Origin of the sequence: Reyranella sp., from assembly GCF_965229815.1 — a bacterium.
Lineage (GTDB): Bacteria > Pseudomonadota > Alphaproteobacteria > Reyranellales > Reyranellaceae > Reyranella.
Genome location: NZ_CBDDJN010000006.1, coordinates 2,487,510 through 2,512,107, shown reverse-complemented (window position 1 = coordinate 2,512,107; position 24,598 = coordinate 2,487,510). Strand labels below are relative to the sequence as shown.

Here is a 24,598-nt window from a genome sequence, read left to right as displayed (position 1 = left end):
GAAGACCTCTGGCCATGCAGTCTTCGTCTCCGCGGTACTGGGACGATTACGAGGTCGGCGCGCGCTTCGACCTCGGCTCTACCCGGTTCACCGAAGAGGAAATCGTCGCGTTCGCGCGCGCCTACGATCCTCAGTCCTTCCACGTCGATGCCGAGGCGGCCCGCGGCTCGCTGTTCGGCGGCTTGATCGCCTCGGGCTGGCACGTCGCGGCCAAGCTGATGCGGCTGTTCGTCGACAACTATGTCGACCCGCGCACGACGCTGGGATCGCCGGGTGTCGACGAGCTGCGCTGGCTGAAGCCGGTCCGTCCGGGCGACACGCTGACCGCCTGGGTCGAATGCGCCGGCAAGGTCCCGTCGAAGAGCCGGCCCGAGATGGGCATCGTGCACGAGCACTGGCGCGCCACCAACCAGCAGGGAGAGCTCGTCATGACGGCCAAGGGCATCAACATGGTGCGGCGGAGGCCGGCATGACGCGCGCCGTGCGTGGCCTCGACCACGTCGTCGTCATGGTGGACGGCATCGACCCGGCGGAGGCCGCCTATCGCCGCCTCGGCTTCCAGGTCCAGCCGCGCGGCTTCCATCGGAAGCTCGGCACGGCCAACCACCTGATGATCTTCGACCGCGACTATTTCGAGATCCTGGGCATCGTCGAGGACACGCCGTTCAATGCCGAGCGGCGGGAATGGCTGAAGGGCGGCGGCGGGCTGGCCAACGTCGCGCTCGCGACCGACGGCGCCCAGCTCGCCTTCGAGGCCTTCACGGCGGCTGGCCTCCATCCCGATGCGCCGCTGTTCTTCGACCGCGCCGTCGAGGTGGCGGGAAAGACCGAGCACGCCCAGTTCCGCACGGTGCGCATTCCCAAGACCAACATGCCGGTGGTCGGCTTCTTCGTCTGCGAGCATCTGACGCCGCAGTTCGTCTACCGCCCGGAATGGGCGCGCCATCCCAACGGTGCGCGCGGCATCCTGGGCGTCACGGTGATCGCCGCCGAGCCGGCCCGCTGGGCCGGCGAGCTGGAGAAATACTTCGGTGCCGGCTCGGCGCGGCCGGACGGCGACGGGCTGATCGTCGACACGGGCACCCAGCCCGTGCGCTACGTGACGCCGGGCCGCTATGCCGACCTCTATCCCGGCATCGCGCCGGTGCGGTCAGGCGACCATCCGGCGCTGCTGTCGCTGCGCGTCGACAGCCTCGCCGCCTGCGCCGACCTGCTGGCCGCCAACGGCGTCGCGACGGTCCGGCCCGAGGCCGGCCGCCTGCTCGTGCCGCCGGCCGAGTCCGCGAACCTTGCCCTCGAGTTCCGGGAGCTCTGAGCCGGTGAGTCTCGACCTGACCGACCGTGGCGTCTACGGGTTCGCCACCGAGGAGCACCTTCGCTTTGCCGACGTGGACGCCAACGGGCACATCAACAACGGCGCCTTCCTGCAGCTCCTGGAGAATGCGCGCGTGAGCTACATGCGCGGCATCGTGCGCTCGGGCCTGCCGCGCTTCCGCGTGGTCGTGGGCCGCCTCGAGGTCGACTTCAAGCGGCAGATGTTCTACCCGGGCCGCGCCACGGCCTGTGCCCGGCTCCTCGAGGTGCACGAGCGCAAGTGCGTGATCGGCCATGGCCTGTTCGACGGCGAGGGCCGTTGCACCGCGGTCCTGAAGGCGATCATGGTGTCGCTGAACGAGGAGACGCACCGCAGCATGCCGTTCGAGGCCGACGTGCGCGGGGCTCTGGAGAGATTTGCCACTTCGGCCGACGGACTGGGACCATGACCGGCACGCTTATTCCCGACGGATTCCGCAAGCTCGACGTGGCCGACGATTTCGTCGACCTGGTCGGGCCGCTCTGGTTCAAGGCCGAGGGCGAGCAACTGCGCGTTGGCCTGCCGCTCGAGACGCGCCACGGCAATCCGATGGGCTGGGCCCATGGCGGGTTGCTGGTCACGGTGGCCGACATGGTCATGGGCGCGGGCTCGGGCCATGCCACCGGCATCCGCTGGCCCCATCCCACGGTGTCGCTCTCGACCGAGTTCGTGCGCGGCGCCCGCCTCGGCCAGTGGCTCGAGGGCACGGCGCGCGTGGCCCGGCGGACCATCAACTTCTGCTTCTGCAGCTGCGACCTGGTGTGCGGCGGCGAGGTCGTGCTGATCGCCTCCGGCGTCTTCAGGATTCCCGACCTCGAGAAGATCCCGCCGGACGTCCGCGCCAAGGTCATGGGCAAGTGGGAGTAGGCACGGGTTCGTCGGTTCCTCCGTTCCGCCTCGCTTCGCTCGGCTTCGGTCGGAACGACGGATTGAGCTGAAGGCTCTGTCCGCTACGGCTTCTTTTTCTTCTTCTTCCGCCGGTAGATGCTGTAGCGGTCGAAGTCCATCAGGTGCTCGTAGTTCTCGAAGGCATCGGCGAACACGCGATTCTGCATGAAGTATTCGAGATAGTCGAACTCCTTGCCCTGGCAGCGCGGGATGCCGGCGATGCGGTCGACCATCAGCAGGTCGGGCTGCTCGCGGGCGAAGTCCTCGCTCACCGCGTCGAACACGAACTTCTCGGAATCGCCCATCGTGTCCGGCGGATTGTAGAGCGCCGGGAAGTCGTCGCAGGTGGCGTAGACGCCCTGCAGCACCCACAGCGACAGGAACCGCATGCTCATGCGCCCGCCGATGTAGTTGATCATCGGCCACAGCGGATAGATTCCCGGCGACAGCGCCAGGATCGTGCGATGCGGCGCGTTCTGCTCGATGACGTGCTGGAGGCGGCCGCCGATCGAATCCTCGAACTGGCGCTGCTTGTAGAAGGGCGGCGTGTACAGCGCGGCCTGGAAGTAGAGCAGCACCATGAAGGTGGCCGAGATGACCGCGACCGGCAGGTGGTGGCCGCTGCGGCTGATCGGCAGGTAGCGGTCGACCGTTTGCGAGACGGTGAGCGCCGCCAGCAGGATGGCGGCCGAGAGGGCGGGCAGCACATGGTATGGCCAGCCCTTGGCCTGGGCGATCGCCGACAGAGCGGCGCCGATGCCGAAGGCGACCAGCACGCGCGCCGCCACCGTCTTGGTGAACACGATGGCGATCAGCCCGAAGATCAGGAGCGCGATCAGCGTCGGTCCGAGGACGTTGCTGGTCAGCACGCCCTGCCAGCCGGTATCGCCGATCGGGGCATAGGCCTCGACGGCCAGCGGCATGACGAAGGTCCCGTAGGCGCGGAAGATCGTGTACATCGACACGAGGTGCGCCACCGCCACCAGGCCGATCATCCAGGGGATGGGGTCGCCGAGCGTGGTGCGCCAGCCGCGCCGGATCAGGAGATAGAGCTCCAGCGCGGCCGGGATGGCGAGGTAGTAGGGCTTCATCGCCAGCGCGATGCCGGCCACCAGGCCGATCACGATCGCCACGCCGCGGCCGAGCGCGACCCCTTCGGCGCGCGCCATCGAGGCGATCATGTAGGGCGCGCAGGCCACGAACAGGATGTGCTCGCGCTGGCCGAAATGCTCGTTGGGCAGCACGGAGAACAGGAAGAGCAGGACCGGCGGCAGCAGCGCCTCGGTCAGCGCGTGGTCGGCCGAGGGGACCAGCCGGACCAGCCGGCGGCAGGCCCAGAACGAGGCGAAGATGCCGGCGACCATCCAGGCGGTGAACCAGAAGGCGACGCTGCCGGGCAGGATCTTCGCGGTCAGGACCGGCAGGGCATGGACCACGAACGTGAGCGGCAGGTTCTCGTCGATGACCTCGACGAAGAGCTTCTCGCCGTTCACCCACCGGGTCGACACGTCGAGGATGGCGGCCACGTCGTGGTTGATCGGCGGGAAGAAATAGCCGGCCAGCCAGACGATCGGCAGCGCGATGAGCGGCACCAGCAGCAGGCGTTCGACGCTCGGGGGGATGACGGGGGGCTTGTTGGTGGCGGTTGGCAAGGCGCGGGGAAGATATCATAAGCAGGCGGAAAGTAGAGGCTGGAGGCGGGCGGGCGCGGCGTGGAACGGACGGAATACGACCGCATGCATGCGGTCGAGGACCGCATGTGGTGGTATCGCGGCCTGCGCCGCCTCGCGGCGACGCTGCTGGGGCAGGCCCTGTCGCGGGCCGCGGTCGAGGGCGCCGTGCTCGACGCCGGCTGCGGCACCGGCGGCATGCTGAGGACGCTGGGCCCCGTGTCGGGTCGTCACACGTTCGGCCTCGAGCACGACGCGATCGCCGCGGCGCTGGCGGCCGCCAAGTCGGGCTGCCCGGTCGTCGCGGGCTCGGTCAACGAGATGCCCCTGGGCGACGGTGTCCTGGCCGCCTACGTGTCGCTGGACGTGCTTTGTCATGGCGGGGTCGATCCGGGCCGCGCCGTGGCCGAGGCCCGGCGGTGCCTGCGTCCCGGCGCGGTCGCCGTGTTCAATCTGCCGGCCTATGGCTGGCTGTTGTCGGCGCACGACAGGCGCGTGCACAATGTCCGCCGCTTCACGTCCGCCGAGGCCCGCACGCTGCTCGCCGGCCACGGTTTCCGCATCCTCAGGACCACTTACTGGAACACGCTGTTGTTTCCTCTCATGCTGATCCATCGACTCTTCGAGCGCGCCGACGCCCCGAGCGACGTGCGCGACTATCCAGGCTGGCTCGACGCCCTGTTCAGCGCGGCCCTTTCCGTCGAGCGGGCGGCGATCGCCGCCGGCCTGCGGCTGCCGTTCGGCGGCTCCCTGATGGTCGTGGCGGTGCGCCATGGCTGATCCGGCGACGCCCGCGCCGGCGCTCTCGATCGTGGTGCCGGTCTACAACGGCGCGTCCACGGTCGGCGAGCTGGTCGCGGCCCTGCGCGGGCTCGAGATCGAGGGCGGCCTGGAGATCGTCCTGGTCGTCGACTGCCCGCCCGACAACAGCCTCGAGGTCTGCCGGCGCCTGGCCGGCGAGCCCGGCGCGCCGGTCACGGTCCTGAGCCTCAGCCGCAATTTCGGCGAGCACAATGCGGTCATGGCGGGGCTGGCGCGCGCGCGCGGCGCCTACGTCATCACCATGGACGACGACCTGCAGAACCCGCCGGCCGAGGTGCGGCGGCTGTTCGAGCATGCGCGCGACGGCGGCTACGACGCCGTCTACACCTATTATGCCGAGAAGCAGCACGCCGCATGGCGCAATCTCGGCAGCCGCTTCACCAACTGGTGCGCCGACCGGCTGATCGACAAGCCGACCGGCCTCTACCTGTCGAGCTTCCGCTGCCTGTCGGCCTTCGTCCGCGAGCACATCGTGGCGAGCTACGAAGGGCCCTATCCCTATGTCGACGGGCTGGTGTTCCAGGTGACGCAGAATGTCGGCCGCCTGCAGGTCGACCATCTGCCGCGCGCCGAGGGCCGCTCCAACTACACGCTGCGCCGGCTGGTGCGGCTGTGGCTGTCGATGTTCCTCAACTTCTCGGTGATGCCGCTGCGCATCGCGACCGTGCTGGGCTTCGTCTTCGGTGCGCTGGGAGCGCTCGCCGCCGCGATCGTCGTCATCGAGGCCATCGTCTCGGTCAAGCCGCCGCAGGGCTGGGCCTCGCTCATGGTCGCGGTGCTGGTGCTGGCCGGCGTCCAGCTCGTCGTCGTCGGGCTGATCGGCGAGTATCTCGGCCGCATGTTCCTCGCGGTGAACCGCAAGCCGCAGTATCTGGTGCGCGAGGTCTTTCGCGGCGGCCCCGGCGGGGTCGAGGTCGAGCATCCGAACGTCGATACGCGGGCGGCCGGCCAGCCTCATCGCGAAGCCGCCACCGGGAGCAACTCATGACCGTCTACTACGTCGCCCTCGCCATCGGCATCCTGGCCGGAATCGGCGGGCAGATGCTGCTGAAGGCCGGTGCCGATGCACCGGACTTCGTGAGCCAGGTGCTGCGGCCCTCGACCCTCCTCGGGCTTGCGCTCTACGGATCGGCGGCGTTCCTCTACATCGTGGCGCTGCGCAAGATCCCGGTCTCGGTCGCCTTCCCCAGCGTCTCGCTGTCCTACGCGATCGTCGCCGTGCTCGGCCATTTCCTGTTCGGCGAGCCGTTCGGCCTGCGCCAGATCGGCGGCATCGCGCTGATCGTGGGCGGTGTCGTCCTGATCAACCAGCACGCCTGACATCCGCCCGCGTCGCGGGGCACACATCGAGGAAACGACATGGACTACGAGCAGATCAAGTACGAGAGCCGCGACGGCATCCTCACGGTCACGCTGAACCGGCCGGACAAGCTCAACGCCTTCACCGGACGCATGCTGTCGGAGCTGCTCGACGCAATGGACCGCGCCGACCGCGACGATGACGTGCGCGCCGTCGTCTTCACCGGCGCCGGCCGCGGCTTCTGCGCCGGCGCCGACCTGTCGGGCGGCGCCAACACCTTCAACGCCGAGAATCGCGGGCCGGTCGATCCGGGCCTCGACGGCCATCGCGATGGCGGCGGCCTTTTCACCCTGAGGCTCTATGAATCGCTGAAGCCCACCATCGCCGCCTGCAACGGCCCGGCGGTCGGCGTCGGCGTCACCATGCAGCTCGCGATGGACATTCGCCTGGCCTCGGAGGCGGCGCGCTACGGCTTCGTGTTCACGCGCCGGGCGATCGTCATGGAAGCCTGCTCGAGCTGGTTCCTTCCGCGCCTGGTGGGGCCGCAGCAGGCGCTCGAATGGGTGATGACGGGCCGCGTCTTCCCGGCCGAGGAAGCGCTCGCCGGCCGCCTGGTGCGCTCGGTCCACAAGCCCGATGCGCTCCTGCCGGCGGCCCATGCGCTGGCCCGCGAGATCGCCGACAACACCGCGCCGGTCTCGGTGGCGCTGAACCGCCAGATGATCTGGAAGATGCTTGGCGCCGACCATCCGATGGAAGCGCACAAGGTCGATTCCAAGGGGATCTACGCCCGCGGCAAGTCGGACGACGTGAAGGAGGGCGTCACCGCCTTCCTCGAGAAGCGACCGGCGCGCTTCCCGATGAAGGTCACGACGGGCATGCCGTCCTACTTCCCGTGGTGGCAGGAGCGGCCGTTCAAGTAGGCCAGGGTCGAGTGAGGGACGGCTTCGGGAACTTCAAGGAACTTGAGGACTTGCCCAATCACGATGGAGCCCAAGGTGACAGGGCGAGCCGGATCCCCGCAGTCTTCTCGACCTCCCGAATGCGGGCGACCCGGATCCAGGCCGCGGATCTTGACGATCTCATACGTCCGCATCTTGACCCGGACGTGTCGAGGTTTCTCGGGGGCGTAAGATCACCCGAGCAGACGGCCGCCTATGTCGAAGTGCAGCTTCGGCATTGGCGGGAGCACGGTTTCGGACTTTGGATTCTTCGATCCGAGCAGGGCGGTTTTCTGGGCCGTGCCGGGCTCCGCTATGTCGAACTCGAGGGCAAGCGGGCGCTGGAAATCGCCTACACGTTTGCCAAGGCCGCGTGGGGCCGGGGGCTGGCCTCCGAAGTGGCCACCGCGCTCGTTGATCTGTGGCTCGCCACGATTGCCGAGCCGGTGCTCGTGGGCATCGTCGAGAAGGGCAATTCCGCGTCGGAGCGCGTGCTCCTGAAGGCGGGGTTCACGTATGATCGGGATGCTTGGTTCCACGACGCTGGCGTAGGAGTCTTTCACCGCCTGCGCGTGCTCCGGTAGGCATCATCAACTCGTACAGCCCGTGGAGACCGTCGGCGCAGAATGCGCCGACGCTACCGAAGCCGGTCCGCTATGCGCTTGTCTCGGTTGCCGCCCGCGCGGCCTTGCGGCAATCTCCCGGCCCTAATCGCCAATGGGAGGAACAATGAGCAAGCTGCACATGCGGCGTCGCGCGATCTTGGCGGCGGCCCCGGCTCTGGTGGCCGCGCCCTGGGTCGCGCGCGCCCAGACGGGCAAGCCGGAGAAATCGAAGGTCGTGCTGGCGGTCGGCGGCAAGTCGGCGCTGTACTATCTGTCGCTGACGATCGCCGAGAAGCGCGGCTACTTCAAGGAAGCCGGCCTCGACGTCGAGATCAACGACTTCCAGGGCGGCTCCAAGTCGCTCGAGGCCCTGATGGGCGGCAGCGCCGACGTCGTCGCCGGCGCCTACGAGCACACGATCCGCATGCAGCAGCGCGGCCAGGCCATCAAGGGCTTTGCCCTGATCGGCCGCGGCATGCAGCTCGCGATCGGCCTGCGTTCCGACATCGCGCCGAAGGTGAAGGGCCCGGCCGACATCAAGGGCATGAAGTTCGGCGTCACCGCACCCGGCTCGCAGACCAACATGCTGGTCAATTTCTGGGCCGCCAAGGGCGGGCTGAAGCCGTCCGACATCGCCATCATCGGCGTCGGCGCCGGCGCCTCGGTGGTGGCGGCGGTCGAGAACAAGTCGGTCGACGGCGTCTCGCAGGCCGACCCCGCGCTGACGATCCTGCAGGAGAAGGGCGAGATCAAGATCATGGTCGACACCCGCACCATGAAGGGCAACCTGGACCTGTTCGGCGGCCCCATGCCGGCCGCCTGCCTCTACGCCCAGCCCGCCCTGCTCACCAAGACTCCCAACACCGCGCAGGCGCTGGCCACGGCCATCGTGCGCGCCGACGAATGGCTGCAGACCGCCTCGCCGGCCGACGTCGCGAAGTCGGTGCCGCAGGGCTACCTGCTGGGCGACCAGAAGATCTACGAGAAGGCGTTCGCCAACGTGCGCGAAACCATCTCGCCCGACGGGACGATGCCGGCCGGCGGGCCGGAGAACTGTCTGAAGTTCCTGGCCGCGGGCGATTCCAAGATCGACCCGGCCAAGATCAAGCTGGCCGACACGTGGACCAACGAGTTCGCGCAGCGGGCCAAGAAGCAGTCCTGACCGGCGTGGCGACCGAATCGGCGCCGGCGCTCGCGCTGGCGGACATCACCTGCCGCTTCGCCGACCGTGACGGGCGAGGCGGCTCCTACACCGCGGTGGCCAACGCCACCCTGACCGTGGCCAAGGGCGAGTTCGTCTCCGTCGTGGGCCCGACGGGCTGCGGCAAGTCCACGCTGCTGAACGTGGCGGCGGGACTGCTCGAGCCGTCGTCCGGCAGCGTCGAGGTGTTCGGCGAGCGGCTGGTGGCGGCCGACGGCGTCAACCGCCGCGCCGGCTACATGTTCCAGGCCGACGCCCTGATGCCGTGGCGCACGGGGATCGGCAACGTGGTGGCGGGTCTCGAATATCGCGGCGTGCCTGCCGCCGAGGCGCGTGCCCGCGGCGAGGAATGGCTGCGCCGGGTCGGGCTGGCCGGCTTCGGCGACCGCTATCCGCACCAGATGTCGGGCGGCATGCGCAAGCGCCTGGCGCTGGCGCAGACATTGATCCTCAGCCCCGACATCCTGCTGATGGACGAGCCATTCTCGGCGCTCGACGTGCAGACCCGCCAGCTCATGGAGAACGAGCTGCTGGCGCTGTGGGCCGAGGACCGCAAGTCGGTGCTGTTCATCACCCACGACCTCGAGGAGGCGATCGCGCTGTCGGACCGGGTGGTCGTGCTGTCGGCCGGCCCCGGCACGCGGCCGATCGGCGATTTCCGGGTCGACCTGCCGCGGCCGCGCGACGTCTCGGAGATCCGCATGACCCCCGCCTTCCTCGACCTCCATCGCGAGATCTGGGCGGCCATGAAGGAAGAGGTGCTGAAGGCCTATCAGCGCCAGAAGGCCGCCTGACATGCGCCTGCGCCTCCTCCAGATCCTGATCTTCGTCGTGCTGGTGCTGGCCTGGTACGTGCTGACCGCGCCCGGGCTGATCCCCGCCTTCTACTTCGAGCAGGACAACCGCGCCGCCTTCTTCTTCGGCGAGCCGCACAAGGTGTTCTGGGTCGTGGTCGAGTGGTTCACGACCGGCGAGATCTTCGGCCATCTCGCCGTGACCCTGCTCGAGACCGCGCTGGGCTTCGCGATCGGCGCCGCGCTCGGCCTCGGCATCGGCCTGTGGCTGGCGCTGTCGCCCACCGCCTCGGCGGTGATGGATCCCTACATCAAGGGCTTCAACTCCATGCCGCGCGTGGTGCTGGCGCCGATCTTCGCCGTGTGGTTCGGGCTCGGCATCTGGTCCAAGGTGGCGCTCGGCGTCACGCTGGTCTTCTTCGTCGTGTTCTTCAACGTCTACCAGGGCGTGCGCGAGGTCAGCCCGACCCTGATCGCCAATGCCCGCATGCTGGGCGCCTCGCGCCGCCAGCTCCTGCGCTCGATCTACCTGCCGTCGGCCATGAGCTGGGTGTTCGCCAGCCTGCACAATGCCGTCGGCCTCGCCTTCGTCGGCGCCGTGGTCGGCGAGTATCTCGGCTCGGCGCGCGGCGTCGGCTACCTGATCCTGCAGGCCGAGGGTACGTTCGACATCAACACGGTGTTCGCCGGCATCCTGGTGCTGACGGCCTTCGCGCTGATCCTCGATTCCCTGGTCGGCGCCGTCGAGAAGCGGCTGATGACCTGGCAGCCGCGCGCCGGCGAGACCGAGAAGACCTGACGCAGGTCAGGTCCCCGTGAAGCGCGCCGCCCGCTTCTCCAGGAAGTGGGCGACGCCTTCCTTGAAGTCGGCGGTCTGGAAGGACAGTTCCATCTCGTGGTTTGCCTGGGTGGTGGCCTCGGCCAGGGTCTGGAACTGGGCCTCCCAGAGCTGCCGCTTCATCACGGCAACCGAGCGCGGCGAGACCGTGTCGGCGAGCAGCCGCGCATAGGCCCGGGTCTCCGCCATCAGCTTGTCGTCGGGGAAGACGCGGTTGACCAGGCCAAGGGCGAGCGCCTCGGGGGCACGGAATTTCCGGGCCGAGCAAAGCAGGTCGAGCGCCGCCGGCAAGCCGACCAGCCGCGGCAGCAGCCAGCTCACGCCGTGCTCGGCGATCAGGCCGCGCTGGGCGAAGGCGGTCGTGAACACGGCCGATTCGCCGGCGAAACGCAGGTCGGCGTAGAGCGGAATGACCATCCCCAGGCCGGCCGCCGGACCGTTGATCGCCGCGATGATGAATTTCGGGATCGCCGGGAAGTAGGAATAGGTCATCCTGAACTCGGCCAGCGTGCTGCCGCCGGGCAGGGTGGGGGTGGTCCGGCTCGACCGGTCGGCGCTGGCGCCCGAGCCGATGGCCTGCAGGCCGCCCATGTCGGCCCCGGCGCAGAAGCCGCGGCCGGCGCCGGTCAGGATGATGGCCCGGACGTCCGGGTCGGCCCCGGCCGTCTGCATGGCCTCCCGCAGGTCCAGGTGCATCTGGCGGGTCCACGCATTGAGCTTTTCGGGGCGGTTGAGCGTGATCGTGCAAATGCGCTCGTCCACGTTGTAGAGCACGGTGTCATACGCCATCCGGGGTTCCCTCATGTGCATTCTTGAAGAGTGCATGTTGGCGAAAACGACGCGACCATACAAAGCCACTTCGCAGGCGAGGACAGCCCCCGAACGGAGGACGGGCGATCGCCGGGGCGGAGAGCCGGATCGGATAGGGTCCGGGGAGGCGGCCGGGGATCGCGTCTCGGGCCGCCGCGCGAGTCGTGCTATCGTTCAGGAACGAAGCATAAGTGTCTGTTGAGGTTGAGGAAAATGGCCAAGAGGGAATTCGCCCACCCGAACGAAATGCACAAGCATGTGGGCCAGGAAATCGGCGTCAGCGACTGGGTCGAGATCACCCAGGACAGGATCGACCAGTTCGCCGAGGCCACGGGGGACCATCAGTGGATCCATGTCGACGTTGAGCGGGCGAAGAAGGACATGCCGGGCGGCAAGACGATCGCCCACGGCTTCCTGACCCTGTCGCTGCTCCCGATGCTCAACCACCAGATCTATCACATCGACAACGTGCGCAACGGCATCAACTACGGCTGCAACAAGGTGCGGTTCACCAATCCCGTGCCGGCTGGATCGAAGGTGCGCGCGCGGACCAAGCTGCTGGCCGTCGACCCCCTCGACAAGGGCGGTCTCAGGCTGACCAACCAGGTGACGATCGAGATCGAGGGCCAGGAGCGGCCCGCCTGCGTCGCCGAAACCCTGTCCGTGGTGTACGGCGTGTGAGGAGCCCTTGGTAAAACGCGAGGAACTGACCGCCGAGAACATTGCGCGCATCGTCGACGATGCCCGCAAGGCCGGTTACGACTTCTTCCTCTCCGCCGAGCAGCGCGCCGCGAGCCTCGAGCACGCGATGACGCGCTACCCGGCCGGCGAGGAGGCCTGGGTCTTCGCCTACGGGTCCCTGATGTGGAATCCCGCCATCGAGTACGCCGAGGCGCAGCCCTGCCGGATCGACGGCTGGCGCCGATCCTTCTGCTTCTGGACGCCGATGGGGCGCGGCACGCCGGAGCTGCCCGGGCTGATGCTGGCGCTGGAGAGCGGCGGCGCCTGCGAGGGCATCGCCTACCGCCTCGCGCCCGACCAGGTGAGGAGCGAGCTCGAGCTCCTGTGGAACCGCGAGATGCTGGCCGGCGTCTACCAGGCCCAGTGGGTGCCGACGGTGCTGCGCGACGGCCGCACCGTCACCTCCGTCACCTTCGTGGTCGATCCCGCCCACTGCCAGTATTGCGGCGACCTGCCGATGGAGCGCGCCGCCCATCACATCGCCTTCGCCGAGGGCCGCCGCGGCGCCTGCCGCGACTACCTCGCCAGCACCGCCGCCCACGCGCGCGCCCTCGACATCCACGATCCCTACATCGAGGAGCTGGTCGAGCGGGTGGCCGCCCTGCGCCAGGACGGCTACGTCATCCCGGCGATCCAGCCGGCCGTGGCTGCGGCCGCGCCGGCCGCCTAGTTTCGGCCCCTGGCTCGGGGCTCTTTCCGCTTCACGACTCGCGCATCGAAAACGGCGCGATGCAGGGAGACGCCGGTCGTGAGATAGTCCGGCCGTGTCCGCTCTCGTCGACCGCTGGATGGCCCTGTCGCCCAATCTGCGCGGCATCCTCTGGGTCGCCCTGTCGGGGCTGGTCTTCGCGCTGCTCAACGTCTTCACGCTGATCCCGGCGCGCCATCTCAATCCCTACACGATGGCGTTCCTGCGCTATTTCTTCGGCGCCCTTTTCCTGCTGCCGCTGGTGATGCGGCTCGGCCTCGCCCGCTCTCTGACCACCAACCGGATCGGCCTGCACGTGTCGCGCGGCGCCATCCATACGGTCGGCATGATGCTGTGGTTCGTGGCGCTGCCGCTCACCACCCTGGCCGAGATCACGGCGCTGGGCTTCACCGGCCCGATCTTCGTCACCATCGGCGCCGCGCTGTTCCTGCGCGAGGACGTGCGGCTGCGGCGCTGGCTGGCCGTCATCGTCGGCTTCATCGGCGCCATGATCATCATCCGGCCGGGCTTCTCGTCGCTGCACATCGGCGTCGTCTGCATCCTGCTGTCGACGCCGATCTTCTCGGCCTCCAACCTGATCTCCAAGGCGCTGGCGCGCACCGATTCGGCCAACACGATCGTGATCTGGCAGAACATCGTGATCGTGATCTGCGCCGCGCCGGCGGCGTTCTGGTTCTGGCAGACCCCGTCCTGGACCGACCTCCTGTGGTTCCTGGCGGCCGGCCTCTGCGGCACGCTCGGCCATCTCTGCCAGCAGCGCGGCTACCAGCTCGCGGACATCACGCTGCTGCAGCCGATCGGCTTCCTGTCGCTGATCTGGAACACGCTGCTGGGCTACTTCCTGTTCTTCCAGACGCCCGACGTCTGGACCTTCGTCGGCGCGGCGGTGATCTTCGGCAGCGCGCTCTACATCTCGCACCGCGAGGCGGTGCGGCGGGCGCAGATCAAGACCGCAGATTCCAAGGCCAGTCCCGAATCCTGAAGCGAGGGGTCAGCCGCCCCTTCAGCCGCCCGTCACGCTCATGTGGCGCGGCACGGCCGGGCCGGTGTTGCGGCGGTCGATGATGAAGTCGTGGCCCTTGGGCTTGCGCGCGATCGCGTCGCTGATCGCCTGGTCCAGCACCTCGTCGCTCTCCGAGGTGCGCAGCGGCGCTCTGAGATCGGCGGCGTCCTCCTGGCCCAGGCACATGTAGAGCGTGCCGGTGCAGGTGAGGCGCACGCGGTTGCAGCTTTCGCAGAAATTGTGGGTAAGCGGCGTGATGAAGCCCAGCCGCCCGCCGGTCTCCTCGACCGTGAAGTAGCGGGCCGGCCCGCCGGTCCGGTAGTCGGTCTCGGCGAGCGTGAACTGCTTGGCGATCTCGGCGCGGGCCAGCGACAGCGGCAGGTACTGGTCGAGCCGCGCCTCGCCCTCGAGCTCGCCCATCGGCATGACCTCGATCAGGGTGAGGTCCATGCCGCGGCCGTGGCTCCAGCGGATCAGGTCGCCGAACTCGCCGTCGTTGACGCCGCGCAGCGCCACGGCGTTGATCTTGATGTGCAGCCCGGCCTGCTGGGCGGCATCGAGGCCGCGCATCACCTGGTCGAGGTCGCCCCAGCGCGTCAGCTCGCGGAACTTCTCGCGGTCGAGCGTGTCCATCGATACGTTGAGCCGCTTCACGCCCACCGCCGCCAGGTCCTTGGCGTACTTCGCGAGCTGGCTGCCGTTGGTGGTCAGCGTCAGCTCGTCCAGCGCCCCGCTGTCGAGATGGCGGCCGAGCCCGCGGATCAGCGACATCACGTTCTTGCGCACCAGCGGCTCGCCGCCGGTCAGGCGCAGCTTCTTCACCCCGCGGCGCACGAAGGCTGAGCACAGCCGCTCGAGCTCCTCCAGCGACAGGACCTCCGACTTCGGCAGGAAGGTCATGTCCTCGGCCATGCAGTACACGCAGCGGAAGTCGCAGCGGTCTGTCACGGAGACGCGCAGGTAGGTGATGTGCCGGCCGAACGGGTCGATCATGGTCCTGTAATGTAGGCTGTCTCGGCCGGCTTTTCGACCCCCGGCGGGTCGAGCAGGCGCAACAGGTTTTCGACTGTGTCGGCCTCGGCCGCCGGCTTGTCGGTGCGGATCCGGTTGATTCGGGGAAACCTCATGGCCAGTCCGGATTTATGCCGGGTCGAGCGGGCGATGCCGTCGAAGGCGATCTCCAGCACCAACTCCGGGGAGACCTCGCGGACCGGTCCGAACCGGTTGGTCGTATGGTCGCGCACCCACTTGTCGAGCCAGCGCAGCTCCTGGTCGGTGAAGCCGAAATAGGCCTTGCCGACCGGCGCCAGCTCGCGCTTCTCCCCGGCGTCGCGCCAGCAGCCGAAGGTGAAGTCCGAGTAGAAGGAGCTGCGCTTGCCGTGGCCGCGCTGGGCGTACATCAGCACGCAGTCGACCAGGTAGGGGTCGCGCTTCCACTTGAACCACGGGCCCTTGGGCCGGCCGGCGAGGTAGGCGCTGTCGGCCCGCTTCAGCATCAGCCCCTCGATCCCGTCGCCGGTCGTCGCCGTGCGCAGGTCGGCGAGATGGGCCCAGTCGGTGAAGACGACCAGCGGCGAGACGTCGAAGCGGGCCCGCGGCCGCTCGGCCATCCAGGCCTCCAGCCGGGCGCGGCGCTGGTCGAACGGCAGCGCCCTCAGGTCCTCGCCGGCCAGCCACAGCACATCGTAGAGCCGCACATGCGCGGGATGGTCCTTCAGCATCTTCGGCGTCACGACCTTGCGGTTCAGCCGCTGCTGCAGGTCGTTGAACGGCGCCACCGCGCCGTCGCGCCGCACCAGCAGCTCGCCGTCGAACACGCCCTCGAAGTCGATCGCCTCGACGATGTCGGGGAAGGCGCCCGAGACGTCCTCGCCGGCCCGGCTGTAGAGCCGCTTCACGCCGCCCGAGGCCGCGACCTGGACGCGGATCCCGTCCCATTTCCATTCGGCGCGGAAGTGCGCCGGATCGAGCGCCTCGAGCTCGGCCTGCTCGATCGGGTTGGCCAGCATCGGCGGCAGGAAGGCGCCCCCGGCGTTGGTGCTGGGTCGCGGCGCGTCGCCCAGCAGCCAGTCGAACAGCGGCCGGTAGGGCGGCTCGAGCCCGTGCCAGATCTCCTCGACCTCGGCCACCGGCTTGTCTCCGAGATTGGCCGCCGCCTGCTTGGCGAGCCGCGCCGACACGCCGACGCGCAGCGCGCCGGTCAGCAGCTTCAGCAGCGCCCAGCGTCCGGTGGCGTCGAGCGCCCCCAGCCAGCGCTTCAGGATCACCGGCGTCTGCAGCTTGGTCGCGCCCTGCAGCGTGTCGACCACCTCGCCGAGGCTGGGCGGCGGCCCGGCGGCGGGATCGGGCTCCCAGATCAGCGACAGGGTCTCGGCGAGGTCGCCGACATAGTCGTAGGAGAGATGGAACAGCTCGGGTCCGATCCGGTCCTCGCCGAAGCTGCGCAGCAGCGCCGGCTTGGCGGCCGGGAAATCGAGCCCGCCGGTCAGCGCCGCCAGCGCCCAGCCGCGGTCGGGATCGGGCGTCTCGCGCAGGTAGGTCTCGATCAGCCGCAGCTTGGCGTTGCGCGCCGGCTGGTAGGAAAGGGCGTCGAGCAGGGCGGCAAAGGCCTGCATCAGGCGCCTTCCTCCTCGCGGCCGGCGAGGTGCAGCGCCTCGGCGTCGATGCCGAGCGAGCGCGCATGGTGGACCAGCGCCTCCTCGCGGCCGTGCGTCACCCACACTTTGGGCGCGCCGACGTCCCGGAGCGTCTGGGTGAGCTCGGCCCAGTCGGCATGGTCGGACACGATCAGCGGCAGCTCGGCGCCGCTCTGGCGCGCGCGGGCGCGCACGCGCATCCAGCCCGAGCAGACGGCGGGAACGGGATCGGCGAAGCGCCGCGACCAGCGATCGGACACCGCCGAGGGCGGGCAGAGCACGATGGCGCCGCGGAAGGTCTCGAGCACCGCCTCGTTCACGGGCGCGATGTCGCCGAGATCGACGCCCTGCTCCTGGTAGAGCCGGCAGAGCGCTACCAGCGCCCCGTGCAGCCAGATGCGCCCGTCCCACCCGGCGGCGCGCAGCAGCGCGATGACGCGCTGGCACTTGCCGAGCGCGTAGACGCCCACCAGATGCGTGCGCTCGGGGAAGGTCGCCACCGAGCGCAGCAGGCGGCCGATCTCGGCCATGTCGGAGGGATGGTGGAACACCGGCAGCGCGAAGGTGGCCTCGGTGATGAACACGTCGCAGGGGATCGGCTCGAAGGGCGGGCAGGTCGGATCGGGCCGCCGCTTGAAGTCGCCCGACACGACGATGCGCTGGCCCTTGTAGGACAGCACGGCCTGCGCCGAGCCGAGAATGTGCCCGGCCGGTGCAAGCTCGACATCGACCTCGCCCAGCCGCACGCTTTCGCCGTACTTCAGCGCCTGCTGGCGGGTATCGGGCATGCCCTCGAAGCGGGTGCGCATGATCGCCAGCGTCTCCGGCGTCGCCAGCGCCGCCCGGTGGCCCGGCCGCGCATGGTCGCCATGGCCGTGGGTCACGACGGCGCGCGGGACCGCCACCGCCGGATCGATGTAAAAATCGCCGGGTTTGCAGTACAGGCCGCGCGGCGTCGGATGGAGCCAGGAGCGGGGATCGAGGGTGGTCGTCATCGAAGCTGAGGCATCCTATCCGGCTGAAATGGGCCCGCCAGATATGGGGTTGCCCGACCTGTTTTCACGCTGGTTCGCGAGCCGCGGCTGGGCCCCGCGGCCGCACCAGCTCGCGCTGGTCGACCTCGCCCGCCGGGGCAAGAGCGCGCTGCTGATCGCGCCGACCGGCGGCGGCAAGACGCTCGCGGGCTTCCTGCCGTCGCTGATCGAGCTCACCGGGCGCCGGCTGGCCGGCGAGGACCTCGCCCACAAGAAAGGCAAGGGCGAGCTGCACACGCTCTACATCTCGCCGCTCAAGGCGCTGGCCACCGACATCCGGCGCAACCTCGAGATGCCGATCGAGGAGATGCGCCTGCCGGTGCGGGCCGAGAGCCGCACCGGCGACACGCCGCAGAGTCGCCGCCAACGCCAGCGCGAGCGGCCGCCCGACCTGCTGATGACGACGCCGGAATCGCTGGCGCTGCTGTTGAGCTATCCCGACGCTGCGCAGTTCTTCGCCAGCCTGCGCTGCGTCATCATCGACGAGCTGCATTCCTTCGCCACCAGCAAGCGCGGGCATCACCTGGCGCTCGGCCTCGCCCGCGTCGCCACGCTGGCGCCGCACGTGCGCTTCGTCGGCCTGTCCGCGACCGTCGCCGATCCGCCGGGCCTCGCCGACTTCCTCGCGGTCAAGGACGAGGTCGAGATCGTGGTCGGCGAGCCGGGCGCGGCGCCGCAGGTCACGCTGATCGACGCCCAGGAGCGGCTGCCGTGGGGCGGCCACATGGGCCATCACGCGGTGCCCGAGGTCTACAACATCATCCGCCAGCACAGGACCTCGATCGTGTTCGTGAACACGCGCGCCCAGGCCGAGCTGGTGTTCGACCGGCTGTGGCGCATCAACGAGGAGAACCTGGCGATCGGCCTGCATCACGGCTCGCTCGCCGTCGAGCAGCGCCGCAAGGTCGAGGCGGCGATGGCGGCGGGCAGGCTGCGCGCCGTGGTCGCCACCTCGTCGCTCGACCTCGGCATCGACTGGGGCGACGTCGATCTCGTGATCCAGATGGGCGCACCCAAGGGCGTCAGCCGTCTGATGCAGCGCATCGGCCGCGCCAACCACCGGCTCGACGAGCCGAGCCGTGCCATGATCGCCCCGGCCAACCGCTTCGAGGTGCTGGAATCGCTGGCCGCGCTCGAGGCCATCGAGGCGCGCGAGCTCGACGGCGACCCGCCGAGGCCGCCCTGCCTCGACGTGCTGGCCCAGCACATCGTCGGCTGCGCCTGCGCCCAGCCGATCGACCGCGACCAGCTCTTCGAGGAGGTGCGCACCACGCAGCCCTACCGCGAGCTGCCGCGCCAGGACTTCGACGACACGTTCGACTTCGTCGCCACCGGCGGCTACGCGCTCGCCGCCTACGAGCGCTGGCACCGGCTGAAGCAGCTGCCCGACGGGCGCTGGATGCTGGCCTCGCCGCTGGTGGCGCGGCAGTTCCGCATGAACGTCGGCACCATCGTCGAGCTGCCGCTGATCAAGGTGAAGCTGCGGCGCGGGCCGGTGCTGGGCGAGGTCGAGGAGGCGTTCGTGCAGGGGCTGGTGCCGGGCGACACGTTCGTGTTCGGCGGCCGCATGCTGCGCTTCGAGGGCGTCAAGGAACTGGTGGCGCAATGCTCGCCGGCGACCGGCGGCGATCCCAAGGTGCCGGCCTATGGCGGCGGCCGGCTGCCGCTCTCGACCTTCCTGGCCGAGCGGGTGCGCGGCATCCTGCAGGACCCGTCGCGCCATCCCAAGCTGCCGCCCGAGGTGCGCGAATGGCTGCGCATCCAGCGCATCCGCTCCAGCCTGCCGGCCGGCAACCGCCTGCTGATCGAGGGTTTTCCACGCGGCGCCAAGCAGTTCATCGTCGCCTACTGCTTCGAGGGCCGGAACGCCCATCAGACGCTGGGCATGCTGCTGACCCGGCGCATGGAGCGCATGGGGCTGAAGCCGCTGGGCTTCGTCGCCACCGACTACGTGCTGGGGATCTGGGGGCTCAGGCCGCCGACCAAGCAGCAGCTCGACCAGCTCTTCGACGAGGACATGCTGGGCGACGATCTCGAGGCGTGGATGGACGAATCGACCATGCTGCGCCGCTCGTTCCGCAACGTCGCGGTGATCGCCGGCCTGATCGAGCGGCGCTTCCCGGGCGAGGAGAAGTCGCGCCGCCAGGTCACCTTCAGCTCGGACCTGATCTACGACGCGCTGCGCCGCCACGAGCCCGACCACATCCTCTTGCGCGCCACCCGCCAGGACGCCGCCTGGCAGCTCGCCGACCTGCGCCGCCTGGGCGACCTGCTGCGCCGCGCCAGGGGGCGCATCGACTACCGCCGGCTCGACCGCATCTCGCCGCTCGCCGTGCCGGTGTTGCTGGAGATCGGCAAGGAGCGCGTGCTCGACGGCACCGCCGAGGACGAGCTGCTCGATATCGCCGCCCAGGAGCTGATCGACGAGGCGACGCGGCTGTAGCCGGAGTCCGGCCGGCCGTCGCCCCGTCGTCGACGAGGCGCGGCCGACGTCGCGATCTAGTGCGGCTGGTGCTTCAGCCAGTTGCGGTAGCGGATGTAGTTGGCCGCCATCGCCACGCCGAACACGGCGAAGGCGCCGCAGACCATGATCAGATAGTAGAATTCGTTGCTGGGCATCGCGATTCTCCCTTGAAGACACCGAAGGGTGACAAGGGGTCCCGGGAGCGGCGTTGATCTGCATCAAACGCGCTCAGTGGAAGTCCCGCGAGGCGATGCGGATGGTCGGCCGGTCGAGATGGATGCGGCTGCGGTCGTAGCCGGCCGCGGCCGGCGCGCCCTTCTTCGCCCGATGGCGGGTGGCGTTGGCCTCCGGGACGGGGACCGGCTCGGGAGGAGGCCGGCGCGGGTCGGGGCGGTCGGAGCGGACCTGATCGCCGCGACCGTGCGGCAGGGGGAAGCCGTCGATCTCGCCGATCGAATCGAGGTCGGCCGACCAGTCGCGCAGCGTCTCGGCGACGAGATGGATCACGATGCCCTCGCGCTGCACGCGGCCGCGCACGGCGAGCAGGCGGGCGCCCATGACGATGCGGCGATGGGCCTCGAACACGCCGGGCCAGACCACGAGGTTGGCGATGCCGTGCTCGTCCTCGAGGGTGACGAAGACCACGCCCGAGGCGGTGCCCGGCCGCTGGCGCACCAGCACCAGCCCGGCCAGGACGAACGCATCGCCGTTCCGCGCCCTGGCCAGCACGCTGGTCGGCGACACGCCGCGCGCCGCGAAGCGCGACCGCAGCAAGGCCATGGGATGGGCGCGCAGCGACATCGAGATCGCGCCGTAATCGTCCACCACCTGCTCGCCCAGGGTGAGCGAGGGCAGGGCGACGACGGGCTCGAGGTCGCGCACGTCCGTCTTGGGCGCATCGAGCAGCGGCAGCGGCGTGTCGGCGAAGCCGCGCACCGCCCACAGGACGTCGCGGCGCGAGAGGCCGAGCGAGGCGAAGGCGTCGGCACGGGCCAGCGCCACGATCTGGCGCTTGCCGAGGCCCGCGCGCCGCCACAGGTCGGCGGGATCGCGATAGGGCACGGTGCGGCGCTCGACCAGGCGGCGCATGTCGGCCTCGGCGACGCCCGTCACCTGTCGCAGCCCGAGCCGCAGCGCGCAGCGATTTCTCCTCTCTGCTCTCATGCTCCTCTCCCCCGCGAGGGGGAGAGGCTGGGTGAGGGGGAGATGGACATCGCTTGACGCCCCCTCACCTAACCTCTCCCCCGGAGGGGGAGAGGAACTCGAGCTTGAGAAGGAAGAGGAGGCAGAAGGCGCCAGCGGTTCCAGCGTGCAGTCCCAGTCGCTGGCATTGATGTCGGGCGGCCGCACCTCGACGCCGTGCTCGCGGGCGTCGCGCACGAGCTGGGCCGGGGCGTAGAAGCCCATCGGCTGGGAATTGATCAGGGCGGCGGCGAAGACCTCGGGATAGTGGTGCTTCACCCACGAGGAATCGTAGACCAGGATGGCGAAGCTCGCGGCGTGGCTCTCGGGGAAGCCGTACTCGCCGAACCCCTCGATCTGCTTGAAGCAGCGCTCGGCGAAGTCCGGCTCGTAGCCGTTGCCGATCATGCCCTGGATGAACTCGTCCTTGAGCTTGTGGATGGTGCCGGAGCGGCGGAAGGTCGCCATGGCGCGGCGCAGCTTGTCGGCCTTGGCCGGCGCGAAGCCCGCCGCGTCGATGGCGATCTGCATCGCCTGCTCCTGGAACAGCGGCACGCCCAGCGTCCGCTCCAGGATCTTCCGCAGCTTGCCCGGGTAGGGGATGGTGGCGGGGTCCTTCGCCCGGTTCTTGAGATAGGGATGGACCATGCCGCCCTGGATGGGACCGGGCCGCACGATCGCCACCTCGACGACGAGGTCGTAGTAGCAGCGCGGCCGGAGCCGCGGCAGCATCGACATCTGCGCCCGGCTCTCGACCTGGAACACGCCGACCGAATCGGCCCGGCACAGCATGTCGTAGACGGCGGGATCGGTCGGCTCCATGCCGATCGTGCGCTTCTCGCCGTAATGCGTCTCGATCAGGTCGAAGCTCTTGCGCAGGCAGGTCAGCATGCCGAGCCCCAGCACGTCGACCTTGTAGATCCTGAGTGCGTCGAGATCGTCCTTGTCCCATTCGACGACCGTGCGGTCGTCCATGGCGGCGTTCTGGATCGGCACCAGCTCGTCGAGCCGGCCCTCGGTCAGCACGAAGCCGCCGACATGCTGCGACAGGTGGCGCGGGAAGCCGCACAGCGTCGCCGACAGTTCGAGCGCCAGCATCAGCCGCGGGTCGCCGGGATCGAGCCCGGCCTCGCGCACCCGGCCGGGCTCGACGCCGCCCGAGCCGATGCCCCACACCGTGTCGGCCATGGCGCCCACCGTGTCGGGCGACAGGCCGAGCGCCTTGCCGACCTCGCGGATGGCGCTGCGGCTGCGATAGGCGATCACCGTGGCGGCCAGCGCGGCGCGCGAGCGGCCCTTCTCGCGGTAGATCCACTGGATGATGTCCTCGCGCCGCTCGTGCTCGAAGTCGACGTCGATGTCGGGCGGCTCGTCGCGCTCGTTGGACAGGAAGCGCTCGAACAGCACCTCGGTCTCGTTGGGGTTCACCGAGGTGATGCCGAGGCAGTAGCAGACCGCGGAGTTGGCGGCCGAGCCGCGACCCTGGCAGAGGATGCCCATCCTGCGGGCCTGCTCGACGATCTCGTACACGGTGAGGAAGTAGGGCGCGATCTGCTTGTGGCCGATCAGCTCGAACTCGTGGCGGAGCGTGTCGGCCACCTTCTGCGGCACGCCTTCGGGGTAGCGCCGGGCGGCGCCTTCCCAGGTCAGCCGCACCAGCTTGTCCATCGGCGTCTCGCCGCCCTCGTACATCACCGGGTACTGGTAGGTGAGCTGGTCGAGCGAGAAGCGGCAGCGCTCGGCGATCTCCTGCGTGCGCTCGATGGCGCGCGGATGGCGGCGGAACAGGCGGGCCATCTCCTGCGGTTCCTTGAGATGGCGCTCGGCGCTGGCGAAGCGGCGGAAGCCCAGCGCGTCGACCGTGCTGCCCAGCCGGATGGCGGTCACCACGTCCTGCAGCGCCCGCCGCTCGGGCGCGTGGTAGTGCACGTCGTTGGTGGCGACCAGCCCGATGCCGGCCGCCGCGGCGAGGTCGTCGAGCCTGGCCAGGCGGCGGGCATCGTCGCCGCGATAGAGCATCGTGGCGGCGAGATGGCAGCGGTCGCCGAACAGGCGGGCGAGCGCCCGCAGGCGTTCGGCGAAGGCGGGATCGTCCAGCCGGCGCGGCGGCAGGGCGATGGCCAGCAGCCCCTCGGCATGGGCCGCGAGGTCGTCGAAGCCGATGTCGCAGCGGCCCTTCTCGGCGCGCCGGTTGCCGACCGTCAGCAGCCGCGACAGGTTCTTGTAGGCGTCGAGGTCGGTGGGATAGGCGAGCAGCGAGTAGCCGTCGCGCGTCTCGAGGCGGGCGCCGACCAGCAGCTTGAGGCGCTGCTCGGGCGGCACGGGATTCTCCTCGTAGTATTCCTTGATGGCGGCATAGGCCCGCACCACGCCGGCCAGCGTGTTGCGGTCGGCGATGCCGATCGCGGTATGGCCGAGCGCGATCGCCTGCAGCGCCAGCTCGCCGGGATGCGAGCCGCCGCGCAGGAAGCTGTAGTTGGTCGTGACCTGCAACTCGGCGTACACGGCGCGTCCTCAGGTTCTAGTGGTCATTTCCGTCGTCCCGACCTCGTCTCCACGACAGGCTGCTCATCGGTCGAGAGAAGGTCCCTCCACTGCGCGCTGCGCGCTCCGGTCGGGACGACGGAGAGGGGGCGACACGGAGGAAAACATTCCCGTCGTCCCGACCTCGTCTCCACGACAGGCTGCCGGGGGTCGAGAGAAGGTCCCTCCACTGCGCGCTGCGCGCTTCGGTCGGGACGACGGAGAAGAGGGGGCGACACGGAGGAAAACATTTTCGTCGTCCCGACCGGAGCGGAGGGACCTTGCCTCCACGACAGGCTGCTCGTCGGTCGAGAGAAGGTCCCTCCACTGCGCGCTGCGCGCTCCGGTCGGGACGACGGAGGGAGAGCGCATCACGGTCAGGCGTCCGTCAGCTCGTGGATGCGGGCGAGGGGGACGCCGCGGACGGCGACGCCTTCGGCGCGCAGCGCCTGGAGGAAGTCCTCGTCCTCGCTGACCAGCGGCGCGGCGGCGGCCTCGGCGCAGGCGGCATAGAAGCAGTCGCGCACCGGCCCGCCGCAGCGCTGCGCCAGGGCCAGCGCGCGCTCGCGCAGGCGGGCGGATTCGACGAAGGCCGAGATGAAGCAGGGCAGGCCGACGTTGCGCACGATCGGCTCGACCTGGGCCGGCGCGATCTCGCCGGTCATCGCCTTGCGCCACACCAGGTCGGTGACGTCGGCGACCAGGATGTCGGGCGCGATCAGCTCGTGGCCGCCCGCCAGCAGCCGGCGGGCCTCGGCGCGCAGCGGCTCCTCGACGAACCATTTCAGGACGACGCCGGGATCGACCGTGACGATCATCGCGGGCCTCCCGCGGCCGGCAGCGGCCGGCGCCCGCTGCGCTCGACACGCTCGATGCGCTCGATGCGATGCGGCGTCAGGGCGGCGACGCGGTCGGCCTCGGCCAGCGGGTTGAGGACCAGCGGCTGGCGCGCGGCGTCGGTCAGGATGGCGCGCAGCTCGGCCTCGAGCGAGCGCCGGCGGCCGCGGGCGCGCTCCTTCAGCCGCTCGATGATGGCGCCGTCGAGGCCGCGGACGGTGAGGGGGATGCTGCGGTTCATGTCCG

At 69.7% G+C, this 24,598-nt stretch carries 24 protein-coding genes; 16 read left to right on the top strand and 8 right to left on the bottom strand.

What is annotated here, in order from left to right:
- The first annotated feature begins 14 nt into the window (after positions 1-14).
- The 4 genes from ACO073_RS23365 to ACO073_RS23350 are packed head-to-tail and all read left to right on the top strand — an operon-like array spanning position 15 to position 2,221.
- The gene (locus ACO073_RS23365) at positions 15-473 is read left to right on the top strand and encodes a MaoC family dehydratase (RefSeq protein WP_422000736.1); all 459 of its coding nucleotides are present in this window, start codon (positions 15-17) and stop codon (positions 471-473) included.
- Entirely contained in the window at positions 470-1,315 is an 846-nt protein-coding gene (locus ACO073_RS23360; protein WP_422000735.1) for a VOC family protein, read from the top strand. Before ACO073_RS23365 ends, ACO073_RS23360 begins: the two co-directional genes overlap by 4 nt.
- 4 nt (positions 1,316-1,319) lie before the next feature.
- Positions 1,320-1,763 carry an acyl-CoA thioesterase gene (locus tag ACO073_RS23355; protein ID WP_422000733.1) on the top strand — a complete coding sequence of 148 codons (444 nt, stop codon included), beginning with the start codon at positions 1,320-1,322 and terminating at the stop codon, positions 1,761-1,763.
- A complete protein-coding gene (locus ACO073_RS23350; protein WP_422000731.1) occupies positions 1,760-2,221 on the top strand; it encodes a PaaI family thioesterase in 462 nt (153 codons plus the stop codon). The genes ACO073_RS23355 and ACO073_RS23350 overlap by 4 nt, the downstream gene beginning before the upstream one ends.
- An 83-nt stretch (positions 2,222-2,304) precedes the next feature.
- Here ACO073_RS23350 and ACO073_RS23345 read toward each other — a convergent pair whose 3' ends face one another.
- Positions 2,305-3,894, bottom strand: coding sequence for a hypothetical protein (locus tag ACO073_RS23345; protein WP_422000729.1), 1,590 nt, complete (start codon positions 3,892-3,894; stop codon positions 2,305-2,307).
- 60 nt (positions 3,895-3,954) lie between these two features.
- On the opposite strand from ACO073_RS23345, the gene ACO073_RS23340 reads away from it, so the two are divergent.
- The 8 genes from ACO073_RS23340 (at position 3,955) to ACO073_RS23305 (ending at position 10,374) form a co-directional block, all read left to right on the top strand.
- Positions 3,955-4,692: a class I SAM-dependent methyltransferase gene (locus ACO073_RS23340; RefSeq protein ID WP_422000728.1), complete on the top strand. Its 738-nt coding sequence runs from the start codon at positions 3,955-3,957 to the stop codon at positions 4,690-4,692.
- Complete coding sequence (locus ACO073_RS23335; RefSeq protein WP_422000726.1) at positions 4,685-5,722, top strand: glycosyltransferase family 2 protein; 1,038 nt, start codon at positions 4,685-4,687, stop codon at positions 5,720-5,722. Before ACO073_RS23340 ends, ACO073_RS23335 begins: the two co-directional genes overlap by 8 nt.
- Positions 5,719-6,054: a DMT family transporter gene (locus tag ACO073_RS23330; protein WP_422000725.1), complete on the top strand. Its 336-nt coding sequence runs from the start codon at positions 5,719-5,721 to the stop codon at positions 6,052-6,054. The genes ACO073_RS23335 and ACO073_RS23330 overlap by 4 nt, the downstream gene beginning before the upstream one ends.
- A gap of 39 nt (positions 6,055-6,093) precedes the next feature.
- The gene (locus ACO073_RS23325) at positions 6,094-6,957 is read left to right on the top strand and encodes a crotonase/enoyl-CoA hydratase family protein (protein ID WP_422000723.1); all 864 of its coding nucleotides are present in this window, start codon (positions 6,094-6,096) and stop codon (positions 6,955-6,957) included.
- 50 nt (positions 6,958-7,007) lie between these two features.
- Positions 7,008-7,559 carry a GNAT family N-acetyltransferase gene (locus ACO073_RS23320; RefSeq protein ID WP_422000721.1) on the top strand — a complete coding sequence of 184 codons (552 nt, stop codon included), beginning with the start codon at positions 7,008-7,010 and terminating at the stop codon, positions 7,557-7,559.
- Between the two features lie 145 nt (positions 7,560-7,704).
- Entirely contained in the window at positions 7,705-8,742 is a 1,038-nt protein-coding gene (locus ACO073_RS23315; protein WP_422000720.1) for an ABC transporter substrate-binding protein, read from the top strand.
- A gap of 5 nt (positions 8,743-8,747) precedes the next feature.
- Positions 8,748-9,575, top strand: coding sequence for an ABC transporter ATP-binding protein (locus tag ACO073_RS23310; protein ID WP_422000718.1), 828 nt, complete (start codon positions 8,748-8,750; stop codon positions 9,573-9,575).
- Between the two features lies 1 nt (position 9,576).
- A complete protein-coding gene (locus ACO073_RS23305; RefSeq protein ID WP_422000717.1) occupies positions 9,577-10,374 on the top strand; it encodes an ABC transporter permease in 798 nt (265 codons plus the stop codon).
- A 6-nt stretch (positions 10,375-10,380) separates the two neighbouring features.
- Here the strand turns inward: ACO073_RS23305 and ACO073_RS23300 are convergent, their stop codons facing one another.
- Positions 10,381-11,202, bottom strand: a complete 822-nt coding sequence (locus tag ACO073_RS23300) for an enoyl-CoA hydratase (protein ID WP_422000715.1) — start codon at positions 11,200-11,202, stop codon at positions 10,381-10,383.
- A 234-nt stretch (positions 11,203-11,436) separates the two neighbouring features.
- Between ACO073_RS23300 and ACO073_RS23295 the strand changes: the two genes are divergently transcribed.
- The 3 genes from ACO073_RS23295 (at position 11,437) to ACO073_RS23285 (ending at position 13,655) form a co-directional block, all read left to right on the top strand.
- Positions 11,437-11,904: a MaoC family dehydratase gene (locus ACO073_RS23295; protein WP_422000713.1), complete on the top strand. Its 468-nt coding sequence runs from the start codon at positions 11,437-11,439 to the stop codon at positions 11,902-11,904.
- 7 nt (positions 11,905-11,911) lie between these two features.
- Complete coding sequence (locus ACO073_RS23290; RefSeq protein WP_422000712.1) at positions 11,912-12,634, top strand: gamma-glutamylcyclotransferase; 723 nt, start codon at positions 11,912-11,914, stop codon at positions 12,632-12,634.
- A 94-nt stretch (positions 12,635-12,728) separates the two neighbouring features.
- Entirely contained in the window at positions 12,729-13,655 is a 927-nt protein-coding gene (locus ACO073_RS23285; RefSeq protein WP_422000711.1) for a DMT family transporter, read from the top strand.
- A gap of 21 nt (positions 13,656-13,676) precedes the next feature.
- Here the strand turns inward: ACO073_RS23285 and moaA are convergent, their stop codons facing one another.
- Genes moaA through ACO073_RS23270 form a run of 3 tightly spaced genes read right to left on the bottom strand, consistent with a single transcriptional unit; the run spans position 13,677 to position 17,307 of the window.
- Positions 13,677-14,669 carry a GTP 3',8-cyclase MoaA gene (moaA, locus tag ACO073_RS23280; protein WP_422000710.1) on the bottom strand — a complete coding sequence of 331 codons (993 nt, stop codon included), beginning with the start codon at positions 14,667-14,669 and terminating at the stop codon, positions 13,677-13,679.
- Positions 14,666-16,291 carry a cisplatin damage response ATP-dependent DNA ligase gene (locus ACO073_RS23275; protein ID WP_422000708.1) on the bottom strand — a complete coding sequence of 542 codons (1,626 nt, stop codon included), beginning with the start codon at positions 16,289-16,291 and terminating at the stop codon, positions 14,666-14,668. The genes moaA and ACO073_RS23275 overlap by 4 nt, the downstream gene beginning before the upstream one ends.
- Positions 16,291-17,307, bottom strand: a complete 1,017-nt coding sequence (locus ACO073_RS23270; RefSeq protein WP_422000707.1) for a ligase-associated DNA damage response exonuclease — start codon at positions 17,305-17,307, stop codon at positions 16,291-16,293. The genes ACO073_RS23275 and ACO073_RS23270 overlap by 1 nt, the downstream gene beginning before the upstream one ends.
- A gap of 28 nt (positions 17,308-17,335) precedes the next feature.
- Here ACO073_RS23270 and ACO073_RS23265 point away from each other — a divergent pair, with 28 nt between their 5' ends.
- Positions 17,336-19,789 (top strand): ligase-associated DNA damage response DEXH box helicase, encoded by a 2,454-nt coding sequence (locus ACO073_RS23265; RefSeq protein WP_422000705.1) that lies wholly within the window; start codon positions 17,336-17,338, stop codon positions 19,787-19,789.
- Positions 19,790-20,038: 249 nt separating this feature from the next.
- Here ACO073_RS23265 and ACO073_RS23260 read toward each other — a convergent pair whose 3' ends face one another.
- The 3 genes from ACO073_RS23260 to ACO073_RS23250 all read right to left on the bottom strand — a co-directional run bounded on the left by ACO073_RS23260 (position 20,039) and on the right by ACO073_RS23250 (position 24,593).
- On the bottom strand, positions 20,039-23,497 hold the full coding sequence (locus ACO073_RS23260) for an error-prone DNA polymerase (protein WP_422000703.1): 3,459 nt from the start codon (positions 23,495-23,497) through the stop codon (positions 20,039-20,041).
- A gap of 395 nt (positions 23,498-23,892) precedes the next feature.
- Positions 23,893-24,333 (bottom strand): type II toxin-antitoxin system VapC family toxin, encoded by a 441-nt coding sequence (locus tag ACO073_RS23255; RefSeq protein ID WP_422000702.1) that lies wholly within the window; start codon positions 24,331-24,333, stop codon positions 23,893-23,895.
- Entirely contained in the window at positions 24,330-24,593 is a 264-nt protein-coding gene (locus ACO073_RS23250) for a FitA-like ribbon-helix-helix domain-containing protein (RefSeq protein ID WP_422000700.1), read from the bottom strand. Before ACO073_RS23250 ends, ACO073_RS23255 begins: the two co-directional genes overlap by 4 nt.
- Positions 24,594-24,598: the final 5 nt, after the last annotated feature.